The organism is Cellulomonas sp. Root137, assembly GCF_001426725.1.
GTDB lineage: Bacteria > Actinomycetota > Actinomycetes > Actinomycetales > Cellulomonadaceae > Cellulomonas.
In genome coordinates, this window is sequence record NZ_LMFG01000001.1 from 656,752 (window position 1) to 673,069 (window position 16,318).

The following is a 16,318-nucleotide window of genomic DNA, read 5'->3' on the forward strand; positions in this document are numbered from 1 at the left end:
TCCGCCGGCCGCTCGCCCCCTGCGCTCGGTCCGGCCCTGGACGCGTCACACCCTGTCGAACCTCAGGGCGGCGCGACAAGCCCTCGATCGCGTTATCGTCGCCGGGGCCACGACGACGAGGGAGGTGGCCGGTGACCGACTGGGGACCGCTGCCGTACCACCGCGACGTCGCGGCGCTGCTCGAGCGCGAGAACCCGGTGGCCTTCGGCTCGCTGCGTCCGCGGGTCTCGGCATCCTCCGGCGAGCTGGACCAGCTGCTCCTGCGTCAGACCTACCGCGTGGACGCGGCCGGGCACCCGGAGGTGCACGCCGCGGTCCAGCGCGCCGCGGACGCGCTCGGTGTGACCGTGCCCATCGAGATCTACGTCGACGAGGGCGGCCAGGGCAGCAATGCCGAGCTGGTCTACGTGCCGGACCGGGCGGTGCTGGTGCTCACCGGCGGCACGCTCAACCTGCTCGACGCCGACGAGCTCTGCGCCGTGGCCGGCCACGAGCTGGCGCACCACCTGCTCTGGTCTGCGGACGACGGCCGGTACCTGGCGGCTGCCCGCCTGCTGGACGCCGCCGAGTCCGATGCCCGGACCCCGTCGGAGTACCTGGAGACCGCCCGCCGGTTCCGGCTGGCCACCGAGCTGTACGCGGACCGCGGCGGCATGCTGGCGTGCGGGTCCCTGACCACGACGGTGAGCGGCCTGGTCAAGATCGTCACGGGACTGGCCAAGGTGGACTCCGCGGCGTACCTGCGCCAGGCGGCCGAGGTGGACTACTCCGTCCCCAGCGCGGGCACCACGCACCCGGAGACCGTCCTGCGGGCGTGGGCGCTCCAGGAGTGGGCCGAGCGCGGACCCGGCGCGGACGCGGCCGTCGCGGCAGCCCTCGGCCCGCAGCTGGACCTCGGTGCGCTCGACGTGCTCGGGCAGGACCGGCTGGCGGAGATCACGCGGTCGCTGGTGTGGATGCTCGTGGCCGACGACGTCGTGCGCAGCGAGGAGGCGCTCGACCTCGCGCAGCGGTTCGGGGTCGTCGTCGGCGGGCCGCCCGCCCTCACGGACACGCCGTCGAACCTGGCCTCCGAGACGCGCACCTACCTGGCGGCCGTGCTGGTGGACTTCGCCACGGCCGACGACGGCGGCGGGGTCGACGACCTCGGCGCGGTGCTCGCGGTCGCCCGCCGGGTCGGCCTCGGCGACGAGGTGCTCCGCCTCTTCACCGACGAGCTCGACCTCGGCGAGCGGGCGCTCGCCAAGGTGACGGCGGCGGCGGGCTGATGCGCGCGCTGATCGGCCGTGCCGTGGCCCGCGGCGGGTTGCCCCCCGACGACGTCCTCGGCCTGCTGCTCCCGATGTTCCACACGGTGCAGTCGCTGCACGAGACCGGCCGGGTCGCCCCGCTGCGCGGGCTCGGCGCTCTCGCGCAGACCGACGACGAGCCGGTGACCGTCGACGTCACGCAGGCCGGGCCGCCGCAGCGGAACCGGGCGGCGATCGCGGCCGCGGAGGTGTCGGCGGCGGTCGAGGTCGAGCATCGGGGGACCGTCGAGCGGGACCTCTCCGGTGCCGCCGGCGAGACGCGCACCTCCTCCGAGGAGGGCGCCGTCCGGATCGTCGCCGGGTGGCAGCGCTGGGAGCACCTGGCCGGCCACCACGACGAGCTCACCGACATCGCGAGCCTGGGCGAGCTGTTCGTCGCGCTGGTGTGCGGCCTCGACCTGGCCGACGAGGCCGACGCGGCCCTGCTGCAGGAGCGCCGGAACAACCTGTTCGCCCTCGCGCCGGCCCTGCACCCGGTGCTGGCCACGGTCGCGAGCTCGATGATCGCGCCCGACCGCCGACGCCGCGCCCAGGATCTCGCCGACGTCATCACGCGGCTGGAGACCTACCGCGACCAGCCCGAGGACTTCGACCTCGAGCGCGTGCTCGGCGCCCGCACCGACCGCCGGGCCGCCGTCCTGGAGCACCTGCGCGACCGCCTGTTCGACGCGTCCCGGCGCAACCCGCTGCTGCACTTCCGGCCCACCGGGCGGACCATCAACCTCACCGAGGCGTCCGTGCCGCTGGTCCTCGACGTGCGGCACATCCGCGCGTCGCAGCTGTTCACGTGGGGCGGGCCGGCGTCCGCGCGGCTGGTGGACGGCAAGGCCGTCGACGTCGGCTCGCTGGTCCGCTGGGACGACGCCCCCTACGCCGCGGCGGCCCTGGACGCGCTGATCTCGTCGGCCCGCCGCGACCGTGCCGAGTACGGGCGGGACCAGCTGCGCCTGGTGGTCGCGTTCCTGCGCTGGCACGACGTGAAGAACGACCCCGGCACGCCCATCGACTCGCCGCTGGTGCTGGCTCCGGTGACCCTGACCAAGCAGCGGGGCGTGCGCGACGCCTACCGGCTCCAGCTCACCAGCACGCAGGCCGAGGTCAACCCCGTGCTGCGGCACCAGCTGGACGAGCTGTTCGGGCTGCGGCTGCCGGAGACGATCGACCTGGCGTCCGAGGGGGCCGTCGAGGAGCTGCGGGCGAGCATCGAGAAGCAGGCGCGCGCGACGCAACCGGCGGTGGTCGTCGGCCTCGTCGACAAGCCGCGGATCGAGCTGGTCCGGCACCGGGCGCAGGTGGCGCTGCAGGCGTACCGGCGGCGCCGACCGAGCACCCGTCCCCTGGTCGGCCGTCGGCAGTACGCGTACTCGTACACGCGCCCCGGATGGAACCCGCTCGGTGTGCAGATCTTCCAGGACCGCATCCAGCGCCGGCCGATCCCGCTGTCCGTGGAGCTCGGCGACGCGCCCGCCCCGCAGCACGTGGTCGAGACGTTCTCGGTGCAGACGCAGGGCGACGACAACCCGTACACGTGGGACGTCGACCTGACCATGGTCACGCTGGCCAACTTCAACTACCGCACGCTCAGCCTGGTCCGCGACTACGACTCCCTCCTGGCCGAGCCGATGCCGAACGAGGCGTTCGACGAGCTGTTCTCGACCGCCCCGCGGGACGTCGCCGAGCACGGCGCGACCATCGCCGTGGCCGACCGGTACCTCGTGGTGCCGGCGGACGCCTCGCAGCTGGGCGCGGTGGCGCTGGCCCGTTCCGGCGACAACTTCGTCATCCAGGGGCCGCCCGGCACGGGCAAGTCGCAGACGATCACCAACCTGGTCGCCGACTTCGTCGCGCACGGCAAGCGCGTGCTGTTCGTCTGCCAGAAGCGCGCGGCCCTCGACGTGGTGCACGCGCGGCTGCGGGCGCAGGGCCTCGGCGAGATCTGCACGCTGGTGCACGACAGCCAGGAGGACAAGAAAGAGTTCGTGCACGGGCTGCGCGACACCTACGAGCGCTGGCTGGCCGACGACGAGCCGCTGGACGCCGTCGAGGCCCGCCGGACCGCGCTGATCGACGCGACGACCGCCGCGCTGGCCGAGGTCGGCGCGTACGAGCAGGCGCTCGGCGGGGTGCAGGACGTGCTCGAGCGCCTGATCGCGCTGCGCGGGTTCCGCTGGGGCGACGACCTCACGCCCGCCCAGCAGGCGCTCCTGCCCGAGCCCGCCGACTGGGTGCCGGCGCGTCCGCTGGTCGACGCGCTCGCGGCTGCGCTGGCTCGCGCCGGTACGGCCCCGGTGCTCGCGCGGACCCCCGCCCGGCTCATCGACCCGTCCGTGCTGGACCAGCCGCGTGCCGACGCCGTGGTGGCGCAGCGCGCACAGGAGGCCGCCGCGGCGGTCGATGCCGTGCTCGCCGTCCTGGGCGACGGCGGCGACCTCACCGTGGACGACGCCGACGCGGTCGGGCAGATGCACGCGGTGCTCGCACCGCTGGTCCAGCGCGACCTCGGCTCGGCGGTCACCCCGCGCACGCCGGCGGCCCGCCGGCTGCAGGAGGCGACGGTCGCCTGGCGGGAGACCGAGGCGGTGGCGGACGCGGCCGACCGCGCGGCCTCCGGCTGGCGCGAGCCGCTCTCGGCCGCGGACGCGGCGGCCGCCCTGGAGATCGCCCGGCGCCGCGAGACGTCGATGTGGAAGTTCCTCGACGGCGGCTGGCGGAGGGTGCGCAAGCTGGTGGACGCGGGGTTCGACGCGGGCGACCGGCAGGTCCGGCCGACGGCGACGCAGGCGCTGGAGCTCCTCGTCGCGCGCTACGACACCGCGGCACGCGCCGACGCGCTCTCGCAGGAGCTGGCCCGCGACTGGGGGCACGGCGACCTCGCGGTCCTCTCGGACCGTCTGGTGGCCATCCGGACGTACACGGGTCCGCTCGCGGTCTGGCGCACGCGGTTGGCGGACACCGAGCCGAACGACGTCCTCGACCGGCTGCCGGAGCTCGTCGGGACGGTCCGGACGCACCTGGCCGGGCTCGTCGCGGGTGCCGACGACCTGCCGATGAGCGCCCTGCGCGACGAGCTGCGCGGGCTCACCGGCGCCGACGGGCAGGCGCTCGTGCGCGCGGCGGCCGGCACCCTGCGGGACCTGGCGGCGGCGCCGACCGTCCTGCGCGCGCTGCGGCAGCTCGACGCGTCCCCGGACCAGCTGGAGCACGCCGTCGTCGCCGCGTCGATGCGGGAGGCCCGCGCACAGGAGCCCGCGCTCAGCCGGCTCGACGGCGACCGGCTGGCCGACCTGCTGGACCGCGTGGCCGAGCGGGCCCCGGAGCTCCAGCGCGCCAACGCCGACGTCGTCACCGCCCGGCTGCGCGCACAGTTCGTCGAGGCGGTCGCGCACTCGCAGCGCAGCGTGAGCGGCATGCACCTGGAGGACCGCGCGCTCAAGGCCGTCTGGATGGCCGGCCGGCGCGAGCTGGAGCACGAGTTCGGCAAGGTCCGCGCGTACAAGTCGATCCGGTACCTGGCCTCCGCCGATCCGGGGGCGGTCGTCGCGGCGATGCGACCGGTGTGGCTGATGAGCCCGTCGTCGCTGTCGGACACCCTGCCGCTGGAGACCACGTTCGACGTGGTGATCTTCGACGAGGCCAGCCAGATCCCCGTCGAGGAGGCCGTGCCGGCGTTGTTCCGCGGTGCGCAGGTGATCGTGGTCGGCGACCGGATGCAGCTGCCACCCTCCCGGTACTTCCAGGTGGGCGCGCCCCCCACGGAGGAGCCGGTGGAGGACGACGACGGTGCCCCGGTGGGCGTGGTGCTCGATTCCGACAGCTTCCTCGCGGTCGGCTCCGTGCGGCTGCCGTCGACCATGCTCACCTGGCACTACCGCAGCCAGTACGAGGCGCTCATCCAGTTCAGCAACGCGGCGTTCTACGAGGGTCGCCTGACCACGATCCCGGACCGGACGCTCACCCACGTCCGCGCGCGACCGCTGGAGGTGACGGTCGCGTCGGTCCCCGAGCCGACGGACGTCGCCGCGGCCGTCGACGGCCTGCTCGAGCGGAGCATCAGCGCGATGCGCGTGCTCGACGGCGTGTACACCCAGCGGACCAACCCGCAGGAGGCCGTCTGGATCGCGCACCTGGTCCGCGAGCTGCTGGCCCGCGGGACCGGCCAGACGCTCGGGATCGTGGCGTTCTCGGAGGCGCAGCAGTCGGAGATCGAGCGCGCGCTGGAGCGGCTGGGGCGTGAGGACGCCGACTTCGCCCGCCTGTACGACGCCGAGCTCACCCGCGAGGAGGACGGCCAGGTGGTCGGGCTGTTCGTGAAGAACCTCGAGAACGTCCAGGGCGACGAGCGCGACGTGATCCTCATGAGCGTCTGCTACGCCGCCGGCCCGGACGGTCGCATGCGCATGAACTTCGGACCGATCAACAACGCCGGCGGCGAGAAGCGGCTCAACGTCATCTTCAGCCGCGCCCGCCGGCACATGGTGCTGGTGAGCAGCATCGAGCACACCGCGATCACCAACGTCTACAACGACGGCGCCAACACCCTGCGCGGCTTCCTGCACTACGCCGACGCGGTCTCCAACGGGGACGCCGCCGCGGCTGCCGGGGTGCTGGCGGGGCTGCGGGAGCGGTCCGGACGGGTGCCGGCCGCGGTCGTCCCGCCGATCGTGGAGCAGATCGCCGACGCGGTCCGCGCGGCCGGCGTGGAGGTCGTCGCCGGTGTCGGGCAGTCCGCGTTCCGCTGCGACCTGGCCCTGCGGCCCCCGGGCGCCGCCGCCCACACGGTCGGCGTGCTGGTCGACCAGTCCGCGCGGCTCGCCGCCCACTCCCTCGACGAGCGCCGGGTCACGCAGCCGACGGCCCTGCGCTCGGGCGGCTGGCGCGTGGTGCAGGTGCTCGCGACGGAGTGGGAGGCCGACCCGGACGGCGTCGTGCGGCGGCTCGTCGCGGCGGTGGGGTTGCCGGACCGGCAACGTGGCTTGCCGGCAGCTGCGGTCCCCGCCGACGATGGCGCGCATGACTGAGCACACGCACGGCGAGCACTACTGGGACGAGCACTACGCGACGATCGACCCCTCGTGGGGGACGCGCCCGAACGCGGTGGTGGTCGACGTCGTCGGATCCCTCCCGCCCGGCCGCGCGGTCGACCTCGGCTGCGGCCACGGTGGCGACGCCCTCTGGCTCGCATCCCTCGGCTGGCACGTGACGGCGGTCGACGCGGCAGCCGTCGCGCTCGGCCGGGTCGCCCAGGCGGCCGCCGACGCATTCCTGACCGACCTCGTCACCGTCGAGCAGCACGACCTGCGCGCATCGATGCCGACCGGTTCGTTCGACCTCGTGACCGCGACCTATCTCCACGGACCGGAGGAGTTCCCGCGCGCGGAGATGCTGCACCGCGCGGCCCAGCTGGTCGCGCCGGGGGGACTGTTCGTGGTGATCGAGCACGCGTCGTCGGCCCCGTGGTTCTGGGACCAGCACCGGGTCTTCCCGACGCCGGCGGAGTCGCTGGCGTCTTTCGACCTGGGCGACGGCTGGTCGGTCGAGCGGCTGGAGGCCCCGCGTCGCACGGCCTCCGGCCCGGACGGTCAGACCGCGGAGGTCTCGGACAACATCATCGCGGTGCGCCGGTCACGGTGAGTCCCGGCTCGGCGTGGATCGTGAGGGCGCAGCGATCCCAGGTGCGGGCGATCGTCGCCGACCTCGCGGTCCCTTACCCGCCACGTCGAGGTTGAGGATCGTGATGATCCGGCGGGCGTCGATGTCGGCCAGCACCGCGTCGGACGTGGTCAGGTTCCCGTGCACTCGGACAGCACGGCGATACGCGTGCGCGCCAACGTCGCGGTCAGGCCTCAGAAGGGTGGATCGCCACGAAGGGGCCGCGGCGGTGGCAGTCGGTGGACGAATGCGTCGGGCGTGGAGTGCACGGGGACGGGGTGGCGGGCGTAGGTCAGTCCGTGCCGGTCGGTCCAGGTGGAGATCCCGGAGCTGGCGTCGTGGCTGACCTGCCACCAGCCTTCCGTCTTGGCCTGGTGGTGGTGCTTGCACAACGAGTGCAGGTTCGCCTCGCAGGTCTGGTCGTGGCCGCCCGGGGTACGGGTGTGGTCGTAGGGGATGCGGTGGTCGATCTCGCACCTGGTCGCCGGCCGGCGGCATCCCGGGAACGTGCAGGTCACGTCACGGGCCTGCACGGTGCGGGTCAAGTCGGCGCCGGGCCGGTAGGACTGCGAGCCCACGGAGCGCACCTGTCCGGTGGCGGGGTCGGTGAGGACGCGTCGCCAGGTGGCGTCCTGGGCGAGCTCGCGGGCGACCTGCGCCGGGATCGGACCGTAGGACTCGAGGGCGGCGGGGTGGTCGTTCAGGCCGGCCAGGGTGGTGGCCGCGACGGTGACGTGCAGGGCGACTCGCTGGCCGTGGCGGGTGGGTAGCGCGGTGCCGTCAGGGGTGGCTTGCCGGTCCAGGATCGAGGTGAAGACGTCGGAGAAGGCGTCGGCGCGGCGTTGGTCGATGCTGCGGTCGTCGCCGTCGATGGCGGCGTGCCCGGCCAGGGCGTCGATCGCGGTGAACGCGGCGGTCGCTTCCGCGGCGGGTAGGTAGGCGATCAGTCGGGCCATCGCGTCGGGGGCCAGCTCCAGGAACACCCCGCGCCGCTCGCGCTCCGCCAGCCGACGTTCCTCGGCAACCGTGGGGCTAGCGGCGATCAGGGTGGCGCGCACGTGCCGGGTCAGCTGCGGACCGGTCATCTCCGTGGCCTGGTCGACCGCGTCGACGACCACGACGGCGACCTCGCTCGCGGGCAGGGCCGTCCCGGACCGGTGGATCTCGTCCAAGATCACGTCGACCTTGCGAGTGTCGATCACCCCGGCCGCCCACGCGTCGGCCAGGGCCGGGTGCTGGGCGGTGCCCCACGCCCGCAGGAACACCGTCTCCGCGTGCCGCTTGGTGGAGACCAGAGCGCACGCGAGCTCGTCCGGGACGTGCCGCAGCGCGTCGGGCGTGCGGGCCTCGAGCTCGCGAACCCACACCGCCTGGGCAGCCTGGACCATGGTGAGGACCTGCTGCCAGGCGGCTACCCCGTTCACCAGCGCCGCCCCCGACGCCTCCGCGACCGGCACGGAACCGAGCATCGCGACGAGCGCAGCGACGTCGACACCGGGCAGAGGGAACTCCTCCACGGCAGCCAGGTCGACCACACGTGCGCCCGCCGGGACGACCGGCACCGACTCGGGACGGGCACCGCGACCCGAGTCGACCCAGACCATCGTGGGCGAGGTGGGCGAGGTGGGCGAGGTGGGCGAGGTGGGCGAGGTGGGAACGACCAGTGGGTCATCGACCGCGCGCCACTCGAGCACTGCCGTCACCGTGACACCTCCCGTCAACCTCCCCGCGGCCCGTTCGGGCTATCGAACAAGTGTACGATCAGCCACCGACATCCGCCCCTGACCTGTACACATCGTTGGGGGAGGTCCTACGCTCCGCCCTCCGCCGAGTCCACCGATCGCACCACCCGGCACGGCACCCCGACCGCCACGACGCGGGACGGGATGTCGTGCGTCACCACGCTGCCGGCGCCGATCACGCTCCCCGCGCCGATGGTCACACCGGGCAGGACCACCACGTTCGACCCGATCCACACGTCGTCCTCGATCCGCACGGGCAGGGAGAACTGCCGGCCGCCGGCGCGCTCCTCGGGCACGGTCGGGTGGCCCGCGGTCGAGAGGGTGACGTTCGGCGCGATCATCACGCGGTCGCCGATCACCACGGAGGCGTCGTCGACGATCACGAGGTTGAAGTTCGCGTAGAAGTGCGACCCGATGTGCACGTGCGTGCCGTAGGACACGTGGAACGGCGGCTCGATCCACACACCCTCCCCGACGGACCCGAGCAGCTGCTGCAGGAGCGAGGTGCGCAGGGCCGCCTCCCCCGGCCGGGAGTGGTTGAAGTCGTGCGCCAGCTCCTTGCCTGCGAGGCGCTCGGCCTCGAGCGCCTCCAGCCCGGGGCCGTAGTCCACGTAGAGCCCGCCCGTGTCCATCACGGCTCGGACGGCGTCGTACTCGTCGGTCATCTCACGCTCCTCTAGGGTGTCCCGCAGACATCATCGTCGAATCGATCCGACCCCGGGACATCCTCATGAACGCGCCCTACCAGGACTCCTCACTGACCGTCGCGGAGCGCGTCGCCGACCTCGTCGGGCGCATGACGCTCGAGGAGAAGGTCGGGCAGATGATGCAGCTGAACGCCCAGGGCGGTGTGGAGGACCTGGTGCTGAACCTGCACGTCGGGTCGATCCTGCACACGTCCCCCGAGCGGGTGCGCCAGGCGCACGAGCTGACCCCGCAGACCCGGCTGCAGATCCCGCTGCTGATCGCGGAGGACTGCATCCACGGGCACTCCTTCTGGGAGGGCGCGACGATCTTCCCGACGCAGCTCGGCATGGCGGCCAGCTGGGACGCCGACCTGCTGGAGCGCGTGGCGCGGGCGACCGCGGTCGAGGTGGCCGCGACCGGCATCCACTGGACGTTCTCCCCGGTGCTCTGCATCGCCCGCGACCTGCGCTGGGGCCGCGTCAGCGAGACGTTCGGCGAGGACCCGTTCCTCATCGGCGAGCTGGCGTCGGCCATGGTCCGCGGCTACCAGGGTGACGGTCTGTCGGACCCGACCGCGATCCTGGCCACCGCCAAGCACTTCGCCGGCTACTCCGAGACGCAGGGCGGCCGCGACGCCACCGAGGCCGACATCAGCCGCCGCAAGCTGCGCTCCTGGTTCCTGCCCCCGTTCGAGCGCGTCGCCCGCGAGGGCTGCCGGACGTTCATGCTCGGGTACCAGTCGATGGACGGCGTGCCGATCACCATCAACGAGTGGCTGCTGGGCGAGGTGCTCCGCGGCGAGTGGGGCTACGAGGGCACGCTCGTCACCGACTGGGACAACGTCGGCCGGATGGTGTGGGAGCAGCACATCCAGCCCGACTACGCGCACGCGTCGGCCGCGGCGGTGCGGGCCGGCAACGACATGGTCATGACCACGCCCGGCTTCTTCGAGGGCGCGCAGGAGGCGGTGCACGAGGGGCTCCTCGACGAGGCCGCCCTCGACGCCGCCGTCGGCCGGATCCTCACGCTGAAGTTCGAGCTGGGCCTGTTCGAGGACGCCCGCCACCCGAGCGTCGAGCGTCAGGCCGCGGTCATCGGCTCGGCAGAGCACGCCGAGCTCAACCTCGAGGTGGCCCGCCGGTCGCTCGTCCTGCTGACCAACGACGGCACCCTCCCGCTCTCCGCGCAGCCGACGACCATCGCCGTCGTCGGCCCCAACGCGGACGACCAGCACACCCAGCTCGGCGACTGGGCCGGTGCCTCCGGCCAGGCCGACTGGCTGCCCGACGGCCACCCGCGCGAGATGACGCAGACCGTCCTCGACGGCTTCCGCACCCACGCCCGAGCCGGCTGGACGGTCACGCACGCGCGCGGCGCCGAGATCCTCACGCTCGGCGTCGACCCGGAGGGCGCGTTCTTCCCTGACGGCCAGCCGCGCCCGAAGGTCGTCTTCCCGGCGGCGCCGGACGAGGCCCTGATCGCGGAGGCCGTCGCGACGGCCGAGGCCGCCGACGTCGTCGTCGCCGTCGTCGGTGACCGCATCGAGCTCGTCGGCGAGGGCCGGTCCACCGCCACGCTCGAGCTGGTCGGCGGCCAGGTCGCCCTGCTCGACGCCCTCGCCAAGACGGGCACGCCGCTGGTCGTCGTCGTCATCGCGAGCAAGCCGCTCGTCCTGCCCCCGAGCGCGATGAACGCGGCCGCGATCGTCTGGGCCGCCAACCCGGGGATGCTCGGCGGCCAGGCGATCGCGGAGCTCCTGCTCGGGCAGGTCGAGCCGTCCGGCCGCCTCCCGATCTCGTTCGCCGAGCACGTGGGCCAGCTGCCCGTGTTCTACAACCAGCTCCCCGGCCAGCACGGCAGCCGGTACGCGGACCTCACGCAGCGCGTGCCGTTCGCGTTCGGCGAGGGGCTGTCGTACACGACCGTCGACTACACGGACCTGCGGGTCGTGGAGCCCGTGCTCGGGGTCGCCGACACCGTGCGCGCGCAGGTCACGCTGCACAACACCGGGGACCGGCCGTCGCGCGAGACCGTGCAGGTCTACGTGCGGGACACGGTCACGTCGGTGACCTGGGCGATCAAGGAGCTCAAGACGTACCGGCAGGTCGACGTGGCGCCGGGCGAGCGGGTGACGGTGGACCTCGCCCTCCCGGTCGCGGACTGCACGCTGGTCGACGCGGGCGGGAGCCGGATCGTCGAGCCCGGGAAGTTCGAGCTGCTCGTCGGCCCGTCGTCGCGCGACGAGGTCCTGCTCCGCGCGGGCTTCCTGGTCACGGCCTGACCTGTGGCCATGGAGCAGCCGGCACGGGGGAGCCGGACGGCGCGGTGACATGATGTGCCCCGTCGAGCGGATCGACGGACGTGACGGGGGAGGACCATGCGCCGAGGGACGAACCTGCCGCGGATGGCCGGGTTCAACCAGACGGTGATCCTCGACGTGATCCGCCGCGCGGACTCGGGCCTCACCCGCGCGCAGCTGGCCCGCCGGACCGGGCTCTCCGCGCAGACGGTCACCAACGCGACGCGACGGCTGCTCGAGCAGGGTCTCGTGCGCGAGGAAGGCGAGGGTTCGCGGCTCGGGCCGGGCCGGCCGGGCACGCTGGTCCACCTGGACGCGCGCGGCCGGTACGCCATCGGCGTGCACCTGGATCCCGCGACCATGACGTTCGTCATTCTCGACCTCGCCGGGAACGCGGTGGCCGAGTCGCACCGCCCCGTCCCGCGCCCGGACCAGCCCGACCGCGTGGTGGAGGGGATCGTCGGCGCGATCGAGGCCCTGATCACCTCCGCCGGCATCGATCGCACGCTGCTGCTCGGCGTCGGCATCGCGAGCCCGGGGCCCATCGACGTCGAGCGGGGCGTCGTGCTCGACCCGCCCCACCTGCCGGGCTGGGACGGTGTCCCGCTGCGCGACGCGGTGCAGGCCGGCACCCGGCTGCCCGTCATCCTCGACAAGGACACCATCGCGGCGGCGTCGGCCCACCTGTGGGACCCGGGCGTGCACAGGTCCAGCGAGTTCGTCTTCTTCTACCTCGGCACGGGCGTGGCGATGTCCCTGGTGATCCGCGACGAGGTGGTGCGCGGCGCCTCCGGCAACGCCGGCGAGGCGGGGCACTTCGTGGTCGACCCGACCGGGCCGCTGTGCGACTGCGGCAAGCGCGGCTGCCTGGGCGCGGTGCTGGGCCTCGAGATCCTGGTGCAGCAGGGCCGCGCGGCCGGCGTCCCGCTGCCCGAGGCCGGCGACGTGGTCGAGCTGGACCAGGCGTTCACCGCCCTCTGCGCGGCGGCCGACGCGGGTGACACCCGGGCCGCCGAGGTGCTGGAGACCGCCGGGCGTCGGCTCGGGATGGGCGCGGTGGTGATCACGGACCTGGGCGACCTCGACACGGTGATCGTCGGCGGTCCGCTGTGGTCGCGCATGGAGAGGCACGCGATGCCGGCGCTGGAGAAGCTGGTGGCCAACCACCGCGTGCCCAGCAGCGAGCACTCGGTCGCCGTGCTGGGCTCACCGCTCGGGTCCCAGGTGGGTGCCGTGGGGGCGGGGCGGCTGGTGCTCAGCCAGGCCTTCACCCCGCGGACGTCCGACCTCCTCCTGGGCGCCTGACATCCCCTCGTGGAGATCCGGACGAACGGGGCTTGTTAATAAGTCGTTTCGCGTTAATAATTGACTCGGCGTGCGGCAACGAAGCCCGGCACGCGAGGAAGCACGGGAGCAAGGGAGCATCCATGCGTCTCAAGGCAGCAGTGGCCGCGTCCGGAGTGCTGGCGCTGGCCGCACTCACCGCCTGTAGCGGTGGTGAGGGCGGCGCTGACGGCGATGACACGGCCGGCGCGTCCACCGTCACGGTGGCGTACCAGAAGACCACCGCCTTCCACCAGCTCGACGACATGCTTCAGCAGGCCAAGACCCAGTTCGAGGACGCCAACCCGGACATCACGATCGACCTCCAGCCCATCGAGGCGGAGCAGGACCAGTACTTCACCAAGCTCGCGCTGATGAACGGGTCGCCGGAGACGGCACCCGACGTGATCTACGAGGACACGTTCCAGATCCGCTCCGACGCGGCCGCCGGCTACCTCCTGCCCATCGACGACTATCTGGCGGACTGGGAGGACTGGGGCCAGTTCTTCGAGAACGCCAAGCAGGCCGGCCTGGGCGACGACGGCAAGACGTACGGCGTCTCCATGGGCACCGACACGCGCGGCATCTACTTCAACAAGACGATCTTCGAGCAGGCCGGCCTGCCGGCGGACTGGCAGCCGGAGAGCTGGGACGACATCCTCACGGCCGCCCGGGCCGTCAAGGAGAAGGTCCCGGACGTCATCCCGCTGAACATCTACGCGGGCAAGGCGGCCGGTGAGGCCACCACCATGCAGGGCTTCGAGATGCTGCTGTACGGCACCGAGGACACCCTCTACGACACCGACTCGAGCAAGTGGGTCCTGGGGTCGCAGGGGTTCACCGACTCCCTCGAGTTCCTCGACACCGTCTACGGCGAGGGCCTGGCTCCGAGCCTGGACATCGCGCTCGACGCTGCCGTCGGCAACCGCGTCAGCACCGAGCTGCTCCCCCAGGGCAAGCTCGCCATGGCGGTCGACGGCTCGTGGATGCCGGGCGGCTGGATCTCCGGGGAGAACGCCTGGCCCGAGTGGGAGCAGACGATGGGGATGGCCAAGATGCCGACGCAGGACGGCGGCGGTCCCGGCTTCACCTCCATGTCCGGCGGCTGGACCCTCGCGGTCGGCGCGAACGCCGAGGACCCGCAGGCGGCGTTCGACTTCATCACCACCGCGCTGAACAAGGAGAACACTTTCAAGTACGACACCGAGAACAGCCAGATCGCGGTGCGCAAGGACGTCGCCGAGGACCCGGAGTACGTCGCCTACAACCCGTCGTTCGAGTTCTTCTCCGCGCTCGTCGACGTGACGCACTTCCGTCCGGCCACCCCGGACTACTCGCAGATCTCGTCGAACATCCAGGTGGCTGCCGAAGCGATGGCCACCCAGCAGCAGTCGCCGGAGGACGCGGCCAAGGCCTACGACGCCGCCGTGACAGGGATCGTCGGCGACGACAACACGACGACCGACTGACCGTGGCTGATCTCGCACTGTCCACCACGGTCGACCGCGGCCGGGGGATCGCCCCCCGGCCGCGGCGGCCGGCCAGACGGGTCGCCCTCACCCGGGCGCTCCCGCTCGTCCCGGCCGTCGCCCTGCTGCTGCTGTTCCTGGCCGGGCCGATCGTCTACTCCCTGTACGGCTCGCTGACCAACACCGCCCTGACCGGCTACAAGGCGGCGAACCCGGACTTCATCGGTCTGGACAACTACGCGGCACTCTTCTCCAGCCCCGAGTTCTGGAAGTCCGTCTGGCTCACCGTGCTGTTCGTCGGTGCGTCCGCGGTGATCGGCCAGAACGTGCTGGGGATGCTGCTCGCGCTGCTCATGCGGTCGTCGGTCAAGCCGCTGCGGTCGATCGTCGGCGGGCTGGTCGTCACCGCCTGGGTGCTGCCGGAGATCGTCGCGGCGTTCGCGCTGTACGCGTTCTTCTCCACCGACGGCACGCTCAACACGATCCTCGGCCGGGTCGGGCTCGAGGGCACCACCTGGCTCATCACGTTCCCGATGTTCGCGGTGATCATGGCGAACATCTGGCGCGGCACGGCCTTCTCGATGATGGTCTACAACGCCGCGCTGTCCGAGGTGCCGCCCGAGATCACCGAGGCCGCCGAGATCGACGGGGCCGGCCCGTTCCAGCGGTTCTTCCGCATCACGCTGCCGATGATCCGCCGGTCCATCTCCACCAACCTCATGCTCACCACGCTGCAGACCCTCGGAGTCTTCACGCTGATCTGGGTCATGACCGGGGGTGGTCCGGGGACGGCGAGCTCGACGCTGCCGGTGCTCGCGTACCAGCAGGCGTTCAAGTTCTCCCAGGTCGGCTACGGGACGGCGATCGCCACCGTGACTCTGGCCGTCGGGGCGATCTTCTCGATCGTCTACATCAAGGCGCTGAAGCCGGAGGTGGACTAAATGTCCGTCGTGGACCTGCCAGTCAGCACGCCGGTCGTGCCGCCCACCCGCAAGGAGCGCACCGCGCTCGCCTCCCCGCGCGGCCGGACCTCGCGGTGGGTGTCGTCGGTGATCCTCGGGCTCATCGGGCTGACCTTCCTGGTCCCCCTCGCGTGGATCGTCCTGGCCTCGCTCAACCCCTCCGCGACGGTGGGCGTCACCTGGCCGGGCAACCCGACGTTCGACAACTTCACGTCGGTGTTCACGTGGGAGCAGACGCTGCTGCCGCTGTGGAACTCGACGGTGATCTCGATGGGCACGGCCGTCATCACGGTGGTCGTCTCGGTGCTCGCGGCGTACCCGCTGTCGCGCTACCAGATGCGGTTCCGCAAGTCGTTCCTCTACGGGATCCTGTTCGCCACCTGCCTGCCCATCACGGCGATGATGGTGCCGGTCTACGCGCTCTTCGTGAACCTGCACCTGCTCGACTCGGTGCCCGGGACCATCTTCTTCATGGCGGCGACGTCGCTGCCCATGGCGATCTGGATGACGAAGAACTTCATGGACTCGGTGCCGATCTCCCTCGAGGAGGCGGCCTGGGTGGACGGCGCGAGCGCGATGAAGGCGCTGCTGCGGATCGTCCTGCCGCTCATGCGACCCGGCCTGGCCGTCGTGTTCATCTTCGTGTTCACGATGGCGTGGGGGAACTTCTTCGTCCCCTTCGTGCTCCTGTACAGCCCCGAGAACCAGCCGGCCGCCGTCGCGATCTTCGACTTCTTCGGCACGTACGGCTCCGTCGCCTACGGCAAGCTCGCGGCCTTCTCGATCCTGTACGCCACCCCCGTCCTGGCTCTCTACCTGCTGGTCCAGCGGTTCTCCGGCGGCTCGTTCGCCATGGCCGGCGCCGTCAAGGGCTGAC

At 72.5% G+C, this 16,318-nt stretch carries 10 protein-coding genes; 8 read left to right on the forward strand and 2 right to left on the reverse strand.

Annotated elements, in window-relative coordinates; genetic code table 11:
* Window positions 1–131: 131 nt before the first annotated feature.
* From ASD18_RS03075 to ASD18_RS03085, 3 genes are read left to right on the forward strand one after another with little or no spacing between them, the layout of a single operon-like run.
* Window positions 132–1,268, forward strand: a complete 1,137-nt coding sequence (locus ASD18_RS03075; RefSeq protein WP_056086483.1) for a M48 family metalloprotease — start codon at window positions 132–134, stop codon at window positions 1,266–1,268.
* A complete protein-coding gene (locus ASD18_RS03080; RefSeq protein WP_056086486.1) occupies window positions 1,268–6,328 on the forward strand; it encodes an AAA domain-containing protein in 5,061 nt (1,686 codons plus the stop codon). Before ASD18_RS03075 ends, ASD18_RS03080 begins: the two co-directional genes overlap by 1 nt.
* On the forward strand, window positions 6,321–6,941 hold the full coding sequence (locus tag ASD18_RS03085) for a cyclopropane-fatty-acyl-phospholipid synthase family protein (RefSeq protein WP_082573487.1): 621 nt from the start codon (window positions 6,321–6,323) through the stop codon (window positions 6,939–6,941). The genes ASD18_RS03080 and ASD18_RS03085 overlap by 8 nt, the downstream gene beginning before the upstream one ends.
* A gap of 212 nt (window positions 6,942–7,153) precedes the next feature.
* On the opposite strand, the gene ASD18_RS03090 is transcribed toward ASD18_RS03085, so the two are convergent.
* Both ASD18_RS03090 and ASD18_RS03095 read right to left on the reverse strand, forming a co-directional pair.
* Window positions 7,154–8,662 carry a DUF222 domain-containing protein gene (locus tag ASD18_RS03090; protein ID WP_156387864.1) on the reverse strand — a complete coding sequence of 503 codons (1,509 nt, stop codon included), beginning with the start codon at window positions 8,660–8,662 and terminating at the stop codon, window positions 7,154–7,156.
* Between the two features lie 107 nt (window positions 8,663–8,769).
* Complete coding sequence (locus ASD18_RS03095) at window positions 8,770–9,366, reverse strand: sugar O-acetyltransferase (RefSeq protein ID WP_056086492.1); 597 nt, start codon at window positions 9,364–9,366, stop codon at window positions 8,770–8,772.
* A gap of 65 nt (window positions 9,367–9,431) precedes the next feature.
* Between ASD18_RS03095 and ASD18_RS03100 the strand changes: the two genes are divergently transcribed.
* The 5 genes from ASD18_RS03100 (at window position 9,432) to ASD18_RS03120 (ending at window position 16,317) form a co-directional block, all read left to right on the forward strand.
* Window positions 9,432–11,669 (forward strand): glycoside hydrolase family 3 N-terminal domain-containing protein, encoded by a 2,238-nt coding sequence (locus tag ASD18_RS03100; RefSeq protein WP_056086494.1) that lies wholly within the window; start codon window positions 9,432–9,434, stop codon window positions 11,667–11,669.
* 96 nt (window positions 11,670–11,765) lie between these two features.
* Entirely contained in the window at window positions 11,766–12,992 is a 1,227-nt protein-coding gene (locus tag ASD18_RS03105; protein WP_056086497.1) for an ROK family transcriptional regulator, read from the forward strand.
* Window positions 12,993–13,114: 122 nt separating this feature from the next.
* Window positions 13,115–14,479, forward strand: coding sequence for an extracellular solute-binding protein (locus tag ASD18_RS03110; RefSeq protein ID WP_056086500.1), 1,365 nt, complete (start codon window positions 13,115–13,117; stop codon window positions 14,477–14,479).
* Window positions 14,480–14,481: 2 nt separating this feature from the next.
* Window positions 14,482–15,420, forward strand: coding sequence for a carbohydrate ABC transporter permease (locus ASD18_RS03115; RefSeq protein ID WP_156387866.1), 939 nt, complete (start codon window positions 14,482–14,484; stop codon window positions 15,418–15,420).
* Window positions 15,421–16,317: a carbohydrate ABC transporter permease gene (locus tag ASD18_RS03120; RefSeq protein ID WP_056086502.1), complete on the forward strand. Its 897-nt coding sequence runs from the start codon at window positions 15,421–15,423 to the stop codon at window positions 16,315–16,317.
* Window position 16,318: the final 1 nt, after the last annotated feature.